Source organism: Kitasatospora sp. NBC_01266 (assembly GCF_036242395.1).
GTDB lineage: Bacteria > Actinomycetota > Actinomycetes > Streptomycetales > Streptomycetaceae > Kitasatospora.
In genome coordinates, this window is record NZ_CP108458.1 from 5,531,103 (window position 1) to 5,548,577 (window position 17,475).

17 protein-coding genes and 1 riboswitch are annotated in these 17,475 nt (G+C 72.1%); of the genes, 14 read left to right on the forward strand and 3 right to left on the reverse strand.

Annotated features, from left to right (window positions below; all coding sequences use genetic code 11):
- Positions 1–15: 15 nt before the first annotated feature.
- Positions 16–396 (reverse strand): glycine cleavage system protein GcvH, encoded by a 381-nt coding sequence (gcvH, locus tag OG403_RS24200; protein WP_329567768.1) that lies wholly within the window; start codon positions 394–396, stop codon positions 16–18.
- A 78-nt stretch (positions 397–474) separates the two neighbouring features.
- Entirely contained in the window at positions 475–1,593 is a 1,119-nt protein-coding gene (gene gcvT / locus OG403_RS24205) for a glycine cleavage system aminomethyltransferase GcvT (protein ID WP_329567770.1), read from the reverse strand.
- Between the two features lie 149 nt (positions 1,594–1,742).
- Positions 1,743–1,848, reverse strand: a riboswitch (glycine riboswitch).
- 178 nt (positions 1,849–2,026) lie between these two features.
- Between gcvT and OG403_RS24210 the strand changes: the two genes are divergently transcribed.
- The 8 genes from OG403_RS24210 to OG403_RS24245 all read left to right on the forward strand — a co-directional run bounded on the left by OG403_RS24210 (position 2,027) and on the right by OG403_RS24245 (position 11,138).
- On the forward strand, positions 2,027–2,848 hold the full coding sequence (locus tag OG403_RS24210; RefSeq protein ID WP_329567772.1) for an enhanced serine sensitivity protein SseB C-terminal domain-containing protein: 822 nt from the start codon (positions 2,027–2,029) through the stop codon (positions 2,846–2,848).
- A gap of 104 nt (positions 2,849–2,952) precedes the next feature.
- Positions 2,953–3,834: an enhanced serine sensitivity protein SseB C-terminal domain-containing protein gene (locus OG403_RS24215; RefSeq protein ID WP_442910969.1), complete on the forward strand. Its 882-nt coding sequence runs from the start codon at positions 2,953–2,955 to the stop codon at positions 3,832–3,834.
- Positions 3,835–4,221: 387 nt separating this feature from the next.
- Positions 4,222–5,214, forward strand: coding sequence for an ABC transporter permease (locus tag OG403_RS24220; RefSeq protein ID WP_329567774.1), 993 nt, complete (start codon positions 4,222–4,224; stop codon positions 5,212–5,214).
- A 60-nt stretch (positions 5,215–5,274) separates the two neighbouring features.
- Positions 5,275–7,041 carry an ABC transporter substrate-binding protein gene (locus OG403_RS24225; RefSeq protein WP_329567776.1) on the forward strand — a complete coding sequence of 589 codons (1,767 nt, stop codon included), beginning with the start codon at positions 5,275–5,277 and terminating at the stop codon, positions 7,039–7,041.
- A 114-nt stretch (positions 7,042–7,155) separates the two neighbouring features.
- A complete protein-coding gene (locus OG403_RS24230) occupies positions 7,156–8,166 on the forward strand; it encodes an ABC transporter permease (protein WP_329567777.1) in 1,011 nt (336 codons plus the stop codon).
- Positions 8,163–9,215 (forward strand): ABC transporter ATP-binding protein, encoded by a 1,053-nt coding sequence (locus OG403_RS24235; protein WP_329567780.1) that lies wholly within the window; start codon positions 8,163–8,165, stop codon positions 9,213–9,215. The genes OG403_RS24230 and OG403_RS24235 overlap by 4 nt, the downstream gene beginning before the upstream one ends.
- Before the next feature lie 37 nt (positions 9,216–9,252).
- Positions 9,253–10,347: an ABC transporter ATP-binding protein gene (locus tag OG403_RS24240; RefSeq protein WP_329567782.1), complete on the forward strand. Its 1,095-nt coding sequence runs from the start codon at positions 9,253–9,255 to the stop codon at positions 10,345–10,347.
- 131 nt (positions 10,348–10,478) lie between these two features.
- The gene (locus OG403_RS24245) at positions 10,479–11,138 is read left to right on the forward strand and encodes a trimeric intracellular cation channel family protein (RefSeq protein WP_329567784.1); all 660 of its coding nucleotides are present in this window, start codon (positions 10,479–10,481) and stop codon (positions 11,136–11,138) included.
- On the opposite strand, the gene OG403_RS24250 is transcribed toward OG403_RS24245, so the two are convergent.
- Positions 11,074–11,892: an IclR family transcriptional regulator gene (locus OG403_RS24250; RefSeq protein ID WP_329567786.1), complete on the reverse strand. Its 819-nt coding sequence runs from the start codon at positions 11,890–11,892 to the stop codon at positions 11,074–11,076. The two genes, OG403_RS24245 and OG403_RS24250, sit on opposite strands and share 65 nt — an antisense overlap.
- 118 nt (positions 11,893–12,010) lie before the next feature.
- Here OG403_RS24250 and OG403_RS24255 point away from each other — a divergent pair, with 118 nt between their 5' ends.
- From OG403_RS24255 to OG403_RS24280, 6 genes are read left to right on the forward strand one after another with little or no spacing between them, the layout of a single operon-like run.
- Positions 12,011–13,180 carry a cysteine desulfurase family protein gene (locus OG403_RS24255; RefSeq protein WP_329567789.1) on the forward strand — a complete coding sequence of 390 codons (1,170 nt, stop codon included), beginning with the start codon at positions 12,011–12,013 and terminating at the stop codon, positions 13,178–13,180.
- Positions 13,181–13,208: 28 nt separating this feature from the next.
- Positions 13,209–14,351 carry a tRNA 2-thiouridine(34) synthase MnmA gene (gene mnmA / locus OG403_RS24260; RefSeq protein ID WP_329567791.1) on the forward strand — a complete coding sequence of 381 codons (1,143 nt, stop codon included), beginning with the start codon at positions 13,209–13,211 and terminating at the stop codon, positions 14,349–14,351.
- 15 nt (positions 14,352–14,366) lie between these two features.
- Positions 14,367–14,894 (forward strand): TIGR00730 family Rossman fold protein, encoded by a 528-nt coding sequence (locus OG403_RS24265; RefSeq protein ID WP_329567793.1) that lies wholly within the window; start codon positions 14,367–14,369, stop codon positions 14,892–14,894.
- 14 nt (positions 14,895–14,908) lie between these two features.
- On the forward strand, positions 14,909–15,598 hold the full coding sequence (locus OG403_RS24270) for an SDR family oxidoreductase (protein ID WP_329567795.1): 690 nt from the start codon (positions 14,909–14,911) through the stop codon (positions 15,596–15,598).
- Between the two features lie 11 nt (positions 15,599–15,609).
- Positions 15,610–16,431: an RNA methyltransferase gene (locus tag OG403_RS24275; RefSeq protein WP_329567797.1), complete on the forward strand. Its 822-nt coding sequence runs from the start codon at positions 15,610–15,612 to the stop codon at positions 16,429–16,431.
- A gap of 33 nt (positions 16,432–16,464) precedes the next feature.
- The gene (locus tag OG403_RS24280) at positions 16,465–17,376 is read left to right on the forward strand and encodes a hypothetical protein (RefSeq protein WP_329567799.1); all 912 of its coding nucleotides are present in this window, start codon (positions 16,465–16,467) and stop codon (positions 17,374–17,376) included.
- The last annotated feature ends 99 nt before the right edge of the window (positions 17,377–17,475 follow it).

Sequence of the window (17,475 nt, forward strand, 5' to 3'; positions counted from 1 at the left end):
CGCCCGCTACGTCCGTCAGGACTTGGTGAACTCGCTGTACTCGTCGGCGCTCAGCAGGTCCGCGGGGGCCTCGCTGACCTTCAGCTTGAACAGCCAGCCACCCTCGAAGGCCTCCGAGTTGACCAGGGCCGGCTCGGCGGTGACGGCCTCGTTGACCTCGGTGACCTCGCCGGTGGCCGGGGAGTACAGGTCACTGACGGACTTGGTGGACTCGAGCTCGCCACAGGTCTCACCGGCGGTGACCGTGTCGCCGACCTCGGGCAGCTGCACGTAGACGATGTCGCCGAGGGCGCCGGCCGCGTGCTCGGTGATCCCGACGGTCGACACGCCGTCAGCGTCGGCGGCGGTCAGCCACTCGTGGTCCTTGCTGTACTGCAGGTGCTGCGGGTTGCTCATGGTGCTCATTCTCCAGGATGGGAAGCGGGTGTGCGGGAACGGTCCGCCGGGCGGACGGTCAACGGGGGAGGTCGGACCTCAGCGGGCGCGCTTGTAGAACGGCAGCGCGACGACCTCGACCGGCTCGTGCTTGCCGCGCACGTCCACCGCGACGGCGGTGCCGGGGGCGGCGAAGGCGGCCTCCACGTAGGCGATCGCGATCGGCTTGCCGAGCGTCGGGGAGGGGGCGCCGGAGGTGATCCGGCCGATCGCGGTGCCCTCGGCGGAGACCACCGCGTACTCGGCGCGCGGCACCCGCTTGCCCTCGGAGACCAGGCCGACCAGCTTGCGCGGCGGGTTCGACTCGGCCTTCGCGGCCGCCTCCTCCAGCGCCTTGCGGCCGACGAACTCGCCGCCGTTGGTGGTCTTGTCGAAGCGCACCACCCGGCCCAGGCCCGCGTCGAACGGGGTCAGCGAGGTGTCCAGCTCGTGCCCGTAGAGCGGCATGCCGGCCTCCAGGCGCAGCGTGTCGCGGCAGGACAGCCCGCACGGCACCAGGCCCACCGGGGCGCCGGCCTCGGTCAGCGCCTGCCACAGGTGCTCGGCGTCGGCGGGGGCGCAGAAGACCTCGAAGCCGTCCTCGCCGGTGTAGCCGGTGCGGGCCAGCCAGACCTGCTTGCCGGCCACCGTGGCGGGCAGCAGCGCGTAGTACTTGAGGCCGGGCAGGTCGGCGTCGGTGAGCGAGGCGAGGATGCCGTTCGCCTCCGGGCCCTGGACGGCGAGCAGCGCGTACGCGTCGCGGTCGTCGCGCACCACGGCGTCGAAGCCGGCCGCGCGCTCGGTCAGCGCGTCCAGCACCACCTGGGCGTTGGAGGCGTTGGCGACCACCATGAACTCCTGCTCGGCGGTCCGGTAGACGATCAGGTCGTCCAGGATCCCGCCGTCCTCGCGGCAGATCATCGTGTAGCGGGCGCGCAGCACGCCGAGCGCGGAGATGAAGCCGACCAGCGCGTGGTCGAGCAGCTCGCCGGCCTGCGGGCCGGACACGGTGATCTCGCCCATGTGCGAGAGGTCGAAGAGACCGGCCTTGGTCCGGACCGCGAGGTGCTCCTCGCGCTCGCTGCCGTAGCGCAGCGGCATGTCCCAGCCGGCGAAGTCGGTCATGGTCGCGCCCAGGGCACGGTGCAGCGCGTCGAGCGCGGTCAGACGGGGGGACATGGTGAGACTCCCGGTGTCGTGAATGGACATGCTGGGGTGGAGTCTCCCCGTCTGTCGTCACAACCTGAGAGCTTCACCGCATCAAGGATGACGTGGCTTGCACCGTGGGTGGGCGCACGGCACGGCCGTGTTCCACTTTCCAGATTCGCCTCGCCCACGCGGTAGGGGGGCCTGAGAGATTCCGGGGAGGACTTGCTCCTTCGGCGCCGGTCCGTGCCGAGCTGCGGCACCTCCGGACTCTCCCGCGCGGGTTCGAGCGGCCAGTATGAAGTTCGTGTGTTCGGGCACATCATGGCATGCCGCCGCGCCCTGCGGGAGGGGGGATGGCGGCCGGGACCGGTCGCCGCCCGCCGCTGCGGCAGCGGCGGGCCCGCGCGGCGGGCGCCGGTAGGCTTCCCCTGCACATACGGCGGGAGAAGCGGGGCAGGGGCGGATGGGAACAGAGGGGTACGCCGCGGCGGAGCCGGGGTGGGCGCAGCCCGGCCAGGCGCCGGCCGGCAGTGGTTGGCCCGCCAACGAGCTGGAGCAGGTGCTCACCGCCGCGATCGGCGACCCGGGTGCCACGCCCCGGGTGATCGAGGTGCTGGCCCGCAGCCAGGTCTGGATCCCGCTGCCCGCGGGGGCCGACCCGGCCGGTGCGGCGCTGGACCTGCCGACCATCGAGCTGGCCGGTGCGCCCTATGTGCCGGTCTTCTCCTCCGAGGAGCAGTTCCTGCGGCACGCCCCCGGTCTGTCCTGCGCCCTCGCCCCGGTCTGGGAGTTCGCCCGCGGCCTGCCGCTGGGCATCGGGATCGCGGTCAACCCCGAGGCGCCGGTGGGCATCCCGGTGCCGCCCGAGGGGGTCGGCGAGCTGCGGCGCGGGCCGCGTGACGACCGCTGGGAGGCGGCCGGGCCGGCCCAGGGCGGCGCGGGGGTGCCCGAGGGCGCCCGGGTCGCGCTGCGCGAGCCGGAGCCGGCCGAGGAGCCGGCGGTCTTCCTGTACGCGGTGCGCGCCGAGCTGGCGGCGCTGGGCGGGGTGCTGACGGCGCGTCGGGCGCTGGCCTCGGTGGAGGGCGAGCCGACGGTGCTGTTCGTGGGCGTCCAGCTGGATCCGGCCGCGCCCGCCGACCCGGTGGAGGTGAACGCGGCGCTCGGCCGGGCGCTGGGCGCGGCGCCGCTGCCGGGCGGGGTGCACATGGTGCTGCTGGATCTGGTTGCCGACCCGGTGGTGGACTGGCTGGTGCAGCGGGTACGACCGTTCTACGAGCGCGGCTGAGCGGTGCGGTGCCGGCCAGGGCGTCGGCATGACGGGCGTCACCCACGCGCCGTAGGGTGGCGCCGACGCGCGGCGAGTGCGGTGGCGAGGACGGGAGAGTACCGGTGACGACAGGAGCGGCAGGCGGTGGAGCGGGGCCGTGGGGTCCGCCCCCCGGCGCGGACCCTGGCGCCCTGGAACGGGCCCTGCACGAGGTGGCCCCCGAGCGCTGGGACGCCTACGAGCGGCTGCTGCGCGAGCTGGCCGCCGGGCGGGTCTGGATGCTGCTCTGGCACGGCACCCCGGGCAGCCCGGACGCCCAGTACGGGAACATGGACCTCGGCGGCCACGGCTACGCGCCCGCCGTCACCTCCCCCGAGCAGCTGGCGGCCAGCGGCTGGTCGCGCGCCCACGAGCTGATCTCCGGCCAGGAGATCGCCGCCGCGCTCTACCGCACCCGCTGGGGCCTGTGGCTCAACCCGCACGCGCCCGGTGGCGGGGTCGGGGTGCCGTGGGCCGACCTGCGCCGGGTGGCGGGCGGCCTGGACCGGCTGCCGGCCGGCCCGTTGCGGCTGAGCGAGCCCCAACTCCCCGGTCTTGAGGGTTTCTACGGCCTGCTGACCCACCAGGCCCCCTCGGTGCGCCCGGTGCGGGCGCTGCGCCGGGCCTGGGTGTGCCCGGTGGTGGGCGAGGCCTACCTGGCCATCGGGCTGGAGCTGTACGACACTTCGCCGCCGGCGGTGGAGGCGGTGCGCGCGCTGATGCAGCGGGCGATCGCCCAGGCGCCGCCCGGACTGGCCGTCTCCACCGTCGCGATGAGCGACGACCACGACCCGGTGGCGCTGTGGATGCGCGCCAACACGCGGCCGTTCTACCACCGCGAGGCCACCCCGTCGCCGTATCCGGCGAGCTATCCGCCGGTGGCCTTCCCGCCGCAGGCCCCGTACGGCCATTCGCAGCCCCCGCAGCCGGGTTGGCCGCAGCAGCCCTGGCCCGGCCGCCGCTAGTCCGTCGCCCGTCCGTCGCCCGGCCGCTGCTGGTCCGGCGCCGCCCGCGACCCTTGCGGCGCCCGGTCGCACCCCTGCCACCTGCGGCGACGCGGCTCGGGCGGCTCGGCGGCGGTGTTCGGATGTCGGGTCATCCGGTCCACCTCAGCGGACAGTTGATCATCCGTCAGGTTTACTGATCATGAACATCGGTAGATCACAGTTGGGCATCCTTCGCCGGTCAGGGCTGGCGCAAGGCTGTGGGCAGCGGCAAGAGTTCTGCGCACCGCACCAGCCGAGCAACCCGAGTGGCAAGGACCGTCAGCTCTGACCTGGACCTGACATCGCCGTGCCTGCCCTCGGGCTGCCATGGGCCGACGACCGTCGGCGAGGGGACGCCAACTGCCCATGACCACACCCACCGACACCACCGAGGCCGCCGAGGGTCCCGTCCCGGCCACCACCGCAGCACCGGCCGCGATCGAGGGCCGCTCGCTCGGCCGGATCGCCTGGCTGCGCTTCCGCCGCGACAAGGCGGCCATGGCCGGCGGCGTGGTGGTCATCCTGCTGGTGCTGCTGGCCGTGCTGGCCAAGCCGATCGAATCGATCTTCGGGCTCAGCCCGGACGCGCTGCACCAGGACCTGCTGGACGCCGACCTGGGCGGCCTGCCGATGGGTTCGTTCGGCGGGATGAGCCTGAGCCACCCGCTGGGCGTCGACCCGCTGCAGGGCCGCGACCTGCTCGCCCGGATCATCGAGGGCTCCTGGGTCTCGCTGCTGGTGGCCTTCGGCGCGACCGTGCTCTCCAACACGCTGGGCACCGTGCTGGGCGTGATGGCCGGCTACTACGGCGGCTGGGTGGACACCGTGATCAGCCGGATCATGGACACCTTCCTGGCCTTCCCGCTGCTGCTCTTCGCGATCTCGATCTCGGCCTCGCTGCAGGGCGGCGCGTTCGGTCTGCACGGCCTGCCGCTGCACCTGTGCGTGCTGATCTTCGTGATCGGCTTCTTCAACTGGCCCTACATGGGCCGGATCGTGCGCGGTCAGACGCTCTCGCTGCGCGAGCGGGAGTTCGTCTTCGCGGCCCGCAGCCTGGGCGCCCGCGGCCCGTTCATCCTGTTCAAGGAGCTGCTGCCGAACCTGGTCGGCCCGATCCTGGTCTACTCGACCCTGCTGATCCCGACCAACATCCTCTTCGAGGCCGCGCTGAGCTTCCTCGGCGTCGGTATCCAGCCCCCGCAGTCCAGTTGGGGCGGGATGCTGAACGACGCGATCAAGTACTACCAGGTCGACCCGGAGTACATGGTGGTCCCGGGCCTGGCGATCTTCATCACCGTGCTCGCCTTCAACCTGCTCGGTGACGGACTGCGCGACGCGCTCGACCCGCGCAGCAACTGACTTCCGACCATCCCTCACATCACTGGCCCAGGCCAACACTTCCAAGGGGTTGATCCAGCTATGCGCCGATCTCGTACCCTCGCCCTGGCCGCGGTGGCCGCCACCGCCGCGCTGGTGGTGAGCGGTTGCTCCAGCAGTGCCAAGGGCGGTTCCGGCGGTTCCGGCAGCGCTGCCGGCGGCGGGGCGAACGCCGCCACCATCGGCTTCGTGAACCAGTCCGACCACAAGGGCGGCACGGTCACCTACGAGATGAAGGGCACCCCGGACTCGCTGGACCCGGGCAACACGTACTACGCCTACATCTGGAACTTCTCGCGGCTCTACGCCCGGGCGCTGACCACCTTCCAGCCGGGCCCCGGCAGCGCCGGCGACAAGCTGGTCCCGGACATGGCCAGCGGCCTGGGCCAGGTCAGCGACAACGGCCTGACCTGGACCTACCACATCCGCCCGGGGCAGAAGTACTCCGACGGCACCCCGATCACCACCCAGGACATCAAGTACGCGGTGGAGCGCAGCAACTTCGCGCCGACCGTGAACTCCAACGGCCCGACCTACTTCCAGGAACTGCTGGTCGACAACCCGACGCCCTACCAGGGCCCGTACGTCGACAAGAGCGCCAGCGGCCTGCAGTCGATCCAGACCCCGGACGCCACCACCATCGTCTTCCACCTGAAGCAGCCGTTCGCCGACTTCGACTACCTGGTCAGCTCGCCGCAGACGGCCCCGGTGCCGCAGTCCCAGGACGACGGCGCCGGCTACGTGAAGCACATCGTCTCCAGCGGCTCGTACAAGTTCCAGTCGTACGACGACGGCAAGGACGCCGTGCTGGTCCCCAACACCAACTGGGACCCGTCCACCGATCCGCTCCGCAAGCAGCTCGCGGACAAGATCGTGCTGAAGATGAACATCGACCAGAACACCATCGACCAGGACCTGATCGCGGGCAACGCCCAGGTCGACCTGGTCGGCGGCGGGGTCGACCCGCAGACCCAGGCCAAGCTGCTGCTGGACTCCAAGCTGAAGGCGCAGACCGACAACGCCCTCGGCGGCCGGCTCGCCTACATGGCGCTGAACACCAAGGTCGCGCCGCTGGACAACGTGGACTGCCGCAAGGCCGTCGAGTACGCGGTCGACAAGGTCTCGGCGCAGACCGCCCAGGGCGGCCCGATCCGCGGTGCGGTCGCCACCAGCGTGCTGCCGCCGGACATCCCGGGCTACCAGAACATCAACCCCTACGCCACGCCGAACAACAACGGCGATGACGCCAAGGCCAAGCAGGAGCTGGCGGCCTGCGGCCACCCGGACGGCTTCACCACCACCATCACCGCCCGCAGCGAGCGCGACACCGAGGTGGCGGCGGCCACCTCGATCCAGGCCGCGCTGGCCAAGGTCGGGATCAAGCTCAACATCCAGCAGTACCCGCAGGGCAAGTACTTCTCGGACTACGCGGGTGTGCCCAGCTTCACCGACAGCAACGACGTCGGCATGATCATGATGCAGTGGGCCGCCGACTGGCCCAGCGGCTACGGCTTCCTGCAGCAGATCGTCGACGGCCGCTCGATCAAGGCCTCCGGGAACAGCAACCTCTCCCAGCTCGACGACCCGGCCGTGAACAAGCTGATCGACGACGCCGGCTCCAACACCGACCCGGCGGCCCGCGAGAAGGACTACGCGGCGATCGACGCGCAGGTCATGAACGACGCGGTGATCGTGCCGCTGACCGACGTCAAGGTCTTCAACTACCGGCCGGCCGAAGACACCAACATGGTCGCCACCTCGGCCTACGACGGCGAGTACGACTACCTCAACATCGGCACCACCAAGTAAGAGCCTGGCTCCCCGTCCCCGAAGGCAGGTGAAGGCGAGCGGAGCCGGCCCCGGTCCGGTGCGTCCCCGAGCGGGCGCACCGGACCGGGGCGGGGCACCCGGAGCCGTCCAACTGTGTTGGCCTACATCATCCGCAGGACGTTCGCCGCCCTGGTACTGCTGCTGGTTGTCAGCGCGGTCACCTTCGGCATCTTCTTCCTGCTCCCGAGAATCGCGGGCGAGACCACCGACCAGCTCGCCGCCCAGTACATCGGCAAGAACCCCACGCCCGAGGCGATGGAGGCGATCAAGAGGAACCTGGGCTTCGACCAGCCGCTGTACATCCAGTACGGGCGGTTCGTGAAGCAGCTCTTCGTCGGCGCCCAGTACCGCTACGGCCCGGATGCGACGACCTGTCACGTGCCGTGCTTCGGCTACTCGTTCAAGAACCACGTCGAGGTCTGGCCGGAGATCCGCAGCCGGATCCCGGTCACCTTCTCGCTGGCCATCGGCGCCGCCGTGCTCTGGGTGCTGGCCGGCGTGGCCACCGGGGTGATCTCGGCACTGCGACCCAAGTCGATCTTCGACCGCCTCTCGATGGGCGTCGCGCTGGCCGGCGTCTCGCTGCCGATCTTCTTCACCGGCGCCCTGCTGCTCACCCTGTTCAGCTACAAGTGGCCGATCTTCGCCAATCTGCACTACGTCAACTTCACCGACAACCCGCTGCAGTGGGCCAGCAACCTGGTGCTGCCGTGGATCTCGCTGGCCTTCCTCTACTCCGCGCTCTACGCCCGGCTCACCCGCTCCGGGATGCTGGAGACGATGAGCGAGGACTACATCCGCACCGCTCGGGCCAAGGGCCTGCCGGAGCGGGACGTGGTGGTCCGGCACGGGCTGCGCGCGGCGCTCACCCCGCTGCTCACCATCTTCGGCATGGACCTGGGTCTGCTGCTCGGCGGCGCGGTGATCACCGAGCAGGTCTTCTCGCTGCAGGGCATCGGCTTCTACGCGGTCTCCTCGATCTCCGACAACGACCTGCCCAAGATCCTCGGAGTGACCCTGGTCGCGGCCTTCTTCATCGTCTTCTGCAACCTGCTGGTTGACCTCCTGTACGCCGCCGTCGACCCCCGGGTGAGGCTGTCATGACCATCAAGCCCCCGACGACCGACCCGGGTACCGAGTTCCTCTCCGTGCGCGACCTGCGGATCCACTTCGACACCGACGACGGGCTGGTCAAGTCGGTCGACGGGGTCAGCTTCGACCTGGCGCGCGGTCGCACGCTGGGCATCGTGGGCGAGTCCGGCTCCGGCAAGTCGGTCACCTCGCTGGGCATCATGGGCCTGCACCGCAGCAAGCGGGCCCGGATCAGCGGCGAGATCTGGCTGGACGGCCAGGAGTTGGTGGCCGCCGATGCCGACCGGGTGCGCCGGCTGCGCGGCCGTTCGATGGCGATGATCTTCCAGGACCCGCTGACCGCGATGCACCCGTACTACACGGTGGGCGCCCAGATCGTCGAGGCCTACCGGGTGCACCACCCGCAGGCCTCCAGGAAGGATGCCCGCAAGCGCGCGATCGAGATGCTCGACCGGGTGGGGATCCCGCAGCCGGACCGGCGGGTCGACGACTACCCGCACCAGTTCTCCGGCGGCATGCGCCAGCGCGCGATGATCGCCATGGCGCTGGTCAACGACCCCGCGCTGCTGATCGCCGACGAGCCGACCACCGCGCTGGACGTCACCGTGCAGGCCCAGATCCTGGACCTGATCCGCGACCTGCAGCAGGAGTTCGGCTCCGCGGTCATCATCATCACCCACGACCTGGGCGTGGTGGCCGAGTTGGCCGACGACATCCTGGTGATGTACGCCGGGCGGTGCGTGGAGCGCGGCCCGGCCACCGCCCTCTTCGACGCACCCGAACACCCGTACACCTGGGGCCTGCTGGGCTCGATGCCGCGGCTGGACCGGCCGCTGCAGGAGCGGCTGATCCCGGTCCGCGGCACCCCGCCGAGCCTGATCAACGTGCCCGACGGCTGCGCCTTCCACCCGCGCTGCCCGTACGCCGAGTTGACCGGCGGGCGGTCCCACGCCGAGCGGCCCTCGCTCGCCGAGACCGACCCGGGGCACTTCGCCGCCTGCCACCTGCCGATCGCCGAGCGGCACCGGATCTTCACCGACGAGATCGCGCCCAAGCTGTGAACGCCCTGGCTGTGAACGATCTGGAGAGCAAAGCGTCATGACGGATTCTGTGGACCTGGCCAAGCCTGTCGCGGCGCCGGTCGGCGACCCGCTGCTGCGGGTCACCGACCTGGAGCGGCACTTCCCGATCCACCAGGGCGTGCTGCGCCGGCGCAGCGGCGCGGTGCGCGCGGTGGACGGGATCAGCTTCTCGGTGCGGGCCGGCGAGACCCTCGGCGTGGTGGGCGAGTCCGGCTGCGGCAAGTCGACGATGGGCCGGCTGGTCACCCGGCTCGACGAACCGACCGGCGGCAAGGTCGAGTTCGAGGGCCGGGACATCACCCACCTGAGCACCGGCGCGATGCGACCGCTGCGCAAGGACATCCAGATCATCTTCCAGGACCCGTACTCCTCGCTGAACCCCCGGCACACGGTGGGCACCATCGTGGGCGCGCCGTTCAAGCTGCAGAAGGTGGCCACCGAGGGCGGGGTGAAGAAGGCCGTCCAGGAGCTGCTGGAGCTGTGCGGGCTCAGCCCCGAGCACTACAACCGCTACCCGCACGAGTTCTCCGGCGGCCAGCGCCAGCGGATCGGCATCGCCAGGGCGCTGGCGCTGCGCCCGAAGATGATCGTGGCCGACGAGCCGGTCTCGGCGCTGGACGTCTCGATCCAGGCGCAGGTGGTCAACCTGCTGGACGACCTGCAGCGCGAACTCGGGCTGACCTATCTGATCATCGCCCACGACCTCTCGGTGGTCCGGCACGTCTCGGACCGGGTCGCGGTGATGTATCTCGGCAAGATCGTGGAGATCGCCGACCGGGACGCGCTCTACGGCCGCCCCGCGCACCCGTACACCGTGGCGCTGATGTCGGCGGTCCCCTCGCCCGACCCGCGCCGCAAGGAGCGGCGTGTGGGGGCACCTCCCGGCGGTAGCCGGGGGCGCATATTGCTCACCGGTGACGTGCCCTCGCCGATCAACCCGCCCAGCGGCTGCCGCTTCCGCACCCGCTGCTGGAAGGCCCAGGAGATCTGCGCGAGCCAGGAGCCGCCGCTGGCCCAGCTGGCGCCCGGACACCTGACGGCGTGCCACTTCCCGGAGAACACCGGCAGCGCCGCCGGCGCGGCGGACGCGGTGGGCGCCGGGAACGCGTAGCGGCTGCCCGGCAGGATCCGCCGGAGCGCCCCGAGCGCTGCCGCCGGACGAGAGAAGCCCTGGTCGGCGCCACCCGAACGGCCAGGGCCACCGGATTCGGCGCCGCCCGGCGCCCGGGAGACACTGGCCCGGTGACCTCGCAGCTTTTCGCGCCCGACGTGCAGCAGACCCTCGACCTGATCGGCATCTTCGTCTTCGCCCTGTCCGGGGGCCTGCTCGCCGTGCGCAAGAACATGGACATCGTCGGTATCTGCGTGCTGGCCGAGGCCACCGCGCTGGGCGGCGGCGTGCTGCGCGACCTGCTGATCGGGGCCGTCCCGCCGGCCGCCTTCACCAACGTCGGCTACTTCTCGACCCCGCTGGTGGCCGGGCTGGTGGTCTTCTTCCTGCACCCCGAGGTGGAGCGGATCAACCGCGCGGTGCAGACCCTGGACGCGCTGGGCCTGGGCCTGTTCTGCGTGACCGGCACGGTCAAGGCGCACGACTACGGGCTCGGCTCGGTCGCCTCGGTGGCGCTCGGCCTGCTGACCGCGGCCGGCGGCGGGGTGATCCGCGACGTGCTGGCGATGGAGCCGCCGTCCCTGCTGCGCTGGGACCGCGAGGTCTACGCGGTGCCCGCGCTGGTCGGCTCCACCCTGGTGGCCGTCCTGATCGCGGTGGACCACCTGACCACGCTGACCGCGAGCAGCGCCGCGATGATCGCCTTCGGGCTGCGGATGCTCGCGCTCAGGTATGGCTGGCGCGCACCGCGTGCTTGGCACCGCAACGGTTCTCGCACCAGCGAGGAGTAGGCGAGCCGCCGTAGGCCAGCGAGATCGCCTCCACCGTGCAGAGCAGCTCGGGCAGCAGCCGGCTCAGCTCGCCCAGTGCCGCCGTCGCCGGCGCCGAGATCGCGCAGGCGGCCACCGGGCGGCCCTCGCTGTCCGAGATCGGGGCGGCCAGGCAGTTCACCGCCTCCTCGTACTCGGCCTGGTCCAGCGCCCAGCCCTGGCGGCGCACCGCGGCCAGGTCGGTGCGCAGTTCGGTGGCCGAACGCAGGCTGCGCGGGGTGCGGGTCGGGAACTCCTGGCCAGCCAGCACCGCCGCCAGCTGATCCTCGGTCAGCCCGGCCAGCAGCACCTTCCCGGTGGCGGTCGCGGTGGCCGGAGCGCGCCGCCCGATCGCGGAGGCGGCGCCCAGCCAGCCCTCGCCCGAGCCCGGGTGGCGGCCCTCCACCTTGTCCACGTAGAGCACCTCGGCGCCTTCGAGCACGGCCAGGTGCACGGTGTGCCCGTACCGCTCGTTCAGCGAGGCCAGGTACGGCGCGGAGACCTGGCGGACGTCGATGCCCTCCAGCGCGGTGTGCGCCAGCGAGAGCAGCCGCCCGCCCAGCCGGTAGCGGTGGTCGGCCTGCCGGTGGACGAACCCGTGCTCCTCCAGGGTCCGCAGCAGTCGCAGCGCGGTGGACTTGTGCACACCGATCCGGGTGGCGGCCTGCTCCAGCGAGGCCGGGCCGTCGCCCAGCGAGGCCAGGATGGTCAACGCCCGGTCCACGGTCTGCGACATGGCCGGAGGCTAACCCCGCCTCGCAGCCCGTGCAATGGCCAAATCGTGACCGCACGATGCCCACCGGTCCCGGGCCAGGAGCCGGGCTCCGCGCGCGGGCGCCTACACTGGTGCAGCCATGCCATACCTTGACCATGCGGCCACCACCCCGATGCTCCCCGAGGCGATCGCCGCGATGACGGCGCACCTCGGTGTCACCGGCAACGCCTCCTCCCTGCACGCCGCCGGCCGCCGGGCCCGGCGGGTGATCGAGGAGTCCCGCGAGTCGCTGGCCGCCGCACTGGGCGCCCGGCCGAGCGAGATCGTCTTCACCGGCGGCGGCACCGAGTCCGACAACCTGGCGGTCAAGGGCCTGTACTGGTCCCGCCGGGACGCCGACCCGGCCCGTACCCGGGTGCTGTGCAGCCCGGTCGAGCACCACGCGGTGCTGGACGCGGTGCACTGGCTGGCCGAGCACGAGGGCGCCCAGGTCGAGTACCTGCCGGTCGACGGCTACGGGCGGGTGCACCCCGAGGTGCTGCGCGCGGCCGTCGAGCGGGACCCCGGCTCGGTCGCGCTGATCACCGTGATGTGGGCCAACAACGAGGTCGGCACCCTCCAGCCGATCACCGAACTCTCGGCGATCGCACGCGAGTTCGGCATCCCGATGCACGCCGACGCGGTGCAGGCGCTGGGCCAGGTGCCGGTCTCCTTCGCCGATTCCGGGCTGGACGCGCTGACCGTCACCGGGCACAAGGTCGGCGGCCCGTACGGGGTCGGCGCGCTGCTGCTCTCCCGCACCGTGACGCCGGTGCCGGTGCTGCACGGCGGCGGCCAGGAGCGCGATGTGCGCTCCGGCACCCTGGACGTGCCCGCCGCGGCCGGCTTCGCGGCGGCCGCCACGCTGGCCGTCGAGCGGCAGCCCGAGCAGGCGGTGCTGCTCGCCGCCCTGCGCGAGGAGCTGATCGCCCGGGTGCGCGCCGCCGTCCCCGACGCGGTGCTCAACGGCGACCCGCTCGCCGCCGGCCGGCTGCCCGCCAACGCGCACTTCTCCTTCCCCGGCTGCGAGGGCGACGCGCTGCTGATGCTGCTGGACGCCGCCGGGATCGAGTGCTCCACCGGCTCGGCCTGCTCGGCGGGCGTGCCGCAGCCCAGCCACGTGCTGCTGGCGGTCGGGGCCGACCCGCTGCTGGCCCGCTCCTCGCTGCGCTTCTCGCTGGGGCACACCTCCACCGGCGCGGACGTGGACGCGCTGGCGCGGGCGATCGGCCCGGTGGTGGAGCGGGCCCGCAATGCGGGGCAGCGCTGATCCGGGCATTGCGTACCCTGGGGGGACTATGACTGACTTCCCAGGCGCCCCGTCCGGGCCACAGGCCAGCACCCGTCTGCGCGTCCTCGCCGCGATGTCCGGCGGGGTCGACTCCGCCGTGGCCGCCGCCCGCGCGGCCGAAGCCGGGCACGAGGTCACCGGGGTGCACCTGGCGCTGTCGTCCAACCCGCAGTCCTTCCGCACCGGCGCCCGCGGCTGCTGCACCCTGGAGGACTCCCGGGACGCCCGCCGGGCCGCTGACGTGATCGGCATCCCGTTCTACGTCTGGGACCTGGCCGAGCGGTTCCGCGAGGACGTGATCGACGACTTCGTCGCCGAGTACGCCGCCGGCCGCACCCCCAACCCCTGCCTGCGCTGCAACGAGAAGATCAAGTTCGCCGCGCTGCTGGACAAGGCGATCGCCCTGGGCTTCGACGCGGTGTGCACCGGCCACTACGCGCGGATCGTCGACCTGCCCGGCGGCGGTCGCGAGTTGCACCGCGCGGTGGATGGGGCCAAGGACCAGTCCTATGTGCTCGGGGTGCTGGACGCCGAGCAGTTGGCGCACTCGCTCTTCCCGCTCGGGGACACGACGAAGGACGAGATCCGCCTGGAGGCCGAGCGCCGGGGCCTGGCGGTGGCCAAGAAGCCGGACAGCCACGACATCTGCTTCATCGCCGACGGCGACACCCAGGGCTTCCTGGCCCAGCACCTCGGCGCCGCGACCGGCGACATCGTGGACGAGACCGGGGCGAAGGTCGGCGAGCACGACGGCGCCTACGGCTTCACCATCGGCCAGCGCAAGGGCCTGCGGATCGGGCGGCCCGCGCCGGACGGCAAGCCGCGCTACGTGCTGGACATCTCGCCGGTGAACAACACCGTGACGGTCGGCCCGGTGGAGGGCCTGGACGTGCAGGGCCTCACCGCGATCCGCCCGCGCTGGTGCGGCGCCGAGCCGGCGGGGGAGGGGCGCTATACCGCCCAGCTGCGCGCGCACGGCGAGGAGGTGCCGGTGACCGCCTCGGTCGTCGGCGGAGAGCTGCGGGTGCGGCTGGACCGCGCGGTGCGGGGCATCGCGCCGGGGCAGGCCGTGGTGCTCTACGACGGGACCCGGGTGGTGGGTTCGGCCACCATCGCCGAAACTGAGCGGCGGGCCGTGGCGGAGATCTGATAGGTCTTTTCCACTATGAACATCACCGTTTTCTGCTCCGCGAACCCACTCGACGCCCGCTACACCGCCCCCGCGGCCGAGTTCGCCCGGCTGCTCGGCGAGGGCGGCCACACCCTGGTCTGGGGCGGCTCCGACGCCGGCCTGATGGGGCAGCTCGCCGACGGCGTCAGGGCGGCCGGCGGCAAGCTGGTCGGCATCCTGGTGGAGCTGCTCGCGCACAAGGCCTACCAGGACGCCGACGAACTGGTGATGACCGCCGACCTGGCCGAGCGCAAGGCCCAGCTGCTGGCCCGGGCGGACGCCGTCGTGGTGCTGGTCGGCGGCCTCGGCACACTGGACGAGGTCACCGAGGTGCTGGAACTGAAGAAGCACGACCTGCACGACAAGCCGGTGGTGGTGCTGGACAGCGAGGGCTTCTACGACGGCCTGCGCACCCAGCTGCGGCGGATGGACGCCGAGGGCTTCCTGCCCCGCCCGCTCGCCGAGCTGATCACCTTCGCCGACACCCCCGCCGAGGTCTTCGGCCACCTCGCCGCCTCCTGATAGGACCTCAGCTCATGGCCACTCACCTGATCACCGGCGCCGGCTCAGGCATCGGCGCCGCCGTCGCGCAGCGCCTGCTCGACCGCGGCGACGACCTCTGGCTGCTCGCCCGCGACGCCGGCCGGGCCGCCGAACTGCGCGAACGCTTCCCCGGCGCCCAGACCCTGGTCGGCAACCTCACCGACCCCGGAAAGCTCGCCTGGGCCTTCGGCCACCAGACCCTCCCGCTGGAACTCGACTCGGTGCTGCACATCGCGGGCGTCGTCGAACTCGGCCCGGTCGCCGACACCCCGGTCAAGGTCTGGAACGAGACCCTGGCCGTCAACCTGGTCGCGCCCGCCGAGCTGACCCGCCTGCTGCTGCCCCAGCTGCGCCAGGCCCAGGGCCACGTCGTCTTCGTCAACTCCGGCGCGGGCCTGGCCGCGCACGCCGACTGGGGCTCCTACGCGGCCAGCAAGTTCGGCCTGCGCGCGCTGGCCGACTCGCTGCGCCAGGAGGAGCACGCCGCCGGGGTCCGGGTCACCACCGTCTACCCGGGGCGCACGGCAACCGCGATGCAGCTGAAGGTGCACCAGCAGGAGGGCAAGGTGTTCGACGCCGAGCGCTGGATCGCCCCGGACTCGGTCGCCACCGCCGTCCTGACGGCCCTTGACCTGCCGCGCGACGCCGAGCTCAGCGAGATCACGGTGCGCCCGGGGCGGTAGCCTGGGCCGCTATGCGGATCACCTCACGCAACGCCCGCTTCCAGCAGTGGGAGGCGTTGCTCAGCAACCGGAACAAGCGCCAGCGGTCCAGGGAGTTCCTGGTCCAGGGCGTCCGCCCGATCTCGCTGGCGGTGGAGTACGGCTGGCCGATCCGCGCCCTGGTCTACGACGCGGGTCGGCGGCTCTCGGGCTGGGCCGCCGAACTGCTGCGCACGGTGGACACCGAGACCGTCGCGATGGCCCCGGAGCTGCTGGCCGAGCTGGGCGAGAAGAACGAGGACGCCCCCGAGCTGATCGCGGTCGTCGAGCTCCCCGCCGACGACCTGGACCGGATCCCGGTCCGCGACGACTTCCTCGGCGTCCTCTTCGACCGCCCGACCAGCCCCGGCAACATCGGCAGCATCCTGCGCTCGGCCGACGCCTTCGGCGCGCACGGGATGATCGTCTCCGGCCACGCGGCCGACGTCTACGACGCCAAGTCGGTGCGGGCCAGCACCGGTTCACTCTTCGCGCTGCCGGCGGTCCGGGTCCCCTCGCACCGCGAGGTGGCCGACTGGGTCTCGCGCGAACGGGCGGCCGGCTGCCCGATGGTGCTGGTCGGCACGGACGAGCGCGGCGACTGCGAGGTCTTCGACTTCGACTTCACCCAGCCCACCCTGCTGCTGATCGGCAACGAGACGGCCGGGCTGAGCACCGCCTGGCGCGAGCTGTGCGACTACACGGTGAGCATCCCGATGACGGGCTCGGCCAGTTCGCTCAACGCGGCGAACGCGGCGACGGCAGTGCTGTACGAGGCGGCGCGCCAGCGGATCGCGGCGGGCCGGCGGGGCTGACGGCCTCATCCGATATGGTCTCGCTCGCACAGGATGATCACACGATGGGGGATGGACGTGCGGGCGATACACATCGCGGCGGCGGTGGCGGCTTCGGCTGCTCTGACGGGGGCGCTGGCGGGGTGTGGCACCGTGCGGGCCGGGACGGTGACGTCGGCGGGGCCGACTTCCGCGACGGTGGCGGTGGGTGCGGCCGCGCAGCTGCAGAAGGCCGGGGACAGCACCAGCGCGGCGAAGTCGGCGAAGGTGCTGGAGACCATCACCGAGGCGGGCCAGACCCGCACGGCCACGGGCGAGTTGTCCTGGGCGAACGGTACGCAGTCGGTGCTGCACATGCAGGTGTCCGCGGCTGAGCAGGCCAAGGTCGGCTCGGACGGCACGGCCGACGCCGTGTACACACCCACCGCGATGTTCCTCAACCCGCACGCGGACGCCCAGTTCACCCAGGCCCTCGGCGGTGCCCACTGGATGGAGTTCGACTTCGCCGACCTGGCCAGAACCCAGGGCAGCGCGGGCGCCGCGTTCCAGGCTGAGGCCAAGAGCGCGGACCCGCTCACCCTGGTCCGGGCGCTCGTCGTCACCGGGAAGGTGACCAGCGCCGGGCCCGAGTCCATCAGCGGCATCCCGACCACCCACTACACCGCCGACCTGACGCCCGCCGACCTGGCCGGCACCAACGCCTCGGCGGCGGACCGCGAGCAGCTGGGAATCATGCAGCAGCTGCTGAAGGCCAGGGGAGTCACCAACGACCACATCGACCTCTGGGTCGACAGCAACAACCTGCTGGTGAAGAAGGACGAGAAGCTGGCCACCGCGACCGGCACGCAGGAGATCGCGGTGAGCTACTCGGACTACGGCGTCCAGTTCGCGGCCACGCCGCCCGCCGCCTACGACACGTTCAACGCCGGCAAGCCGCTGGCGAGCAAGCAGCCGGGCGTGAGCTGACGGGGTGTGTGTTCGCACCCGGAGCAGCCCGTGAGAGGCTCGGTGCCATGTGCTCCGCCCGAACTCCGCGCCGCCAGGCGCTCGTCGCAGTGCCCGGTC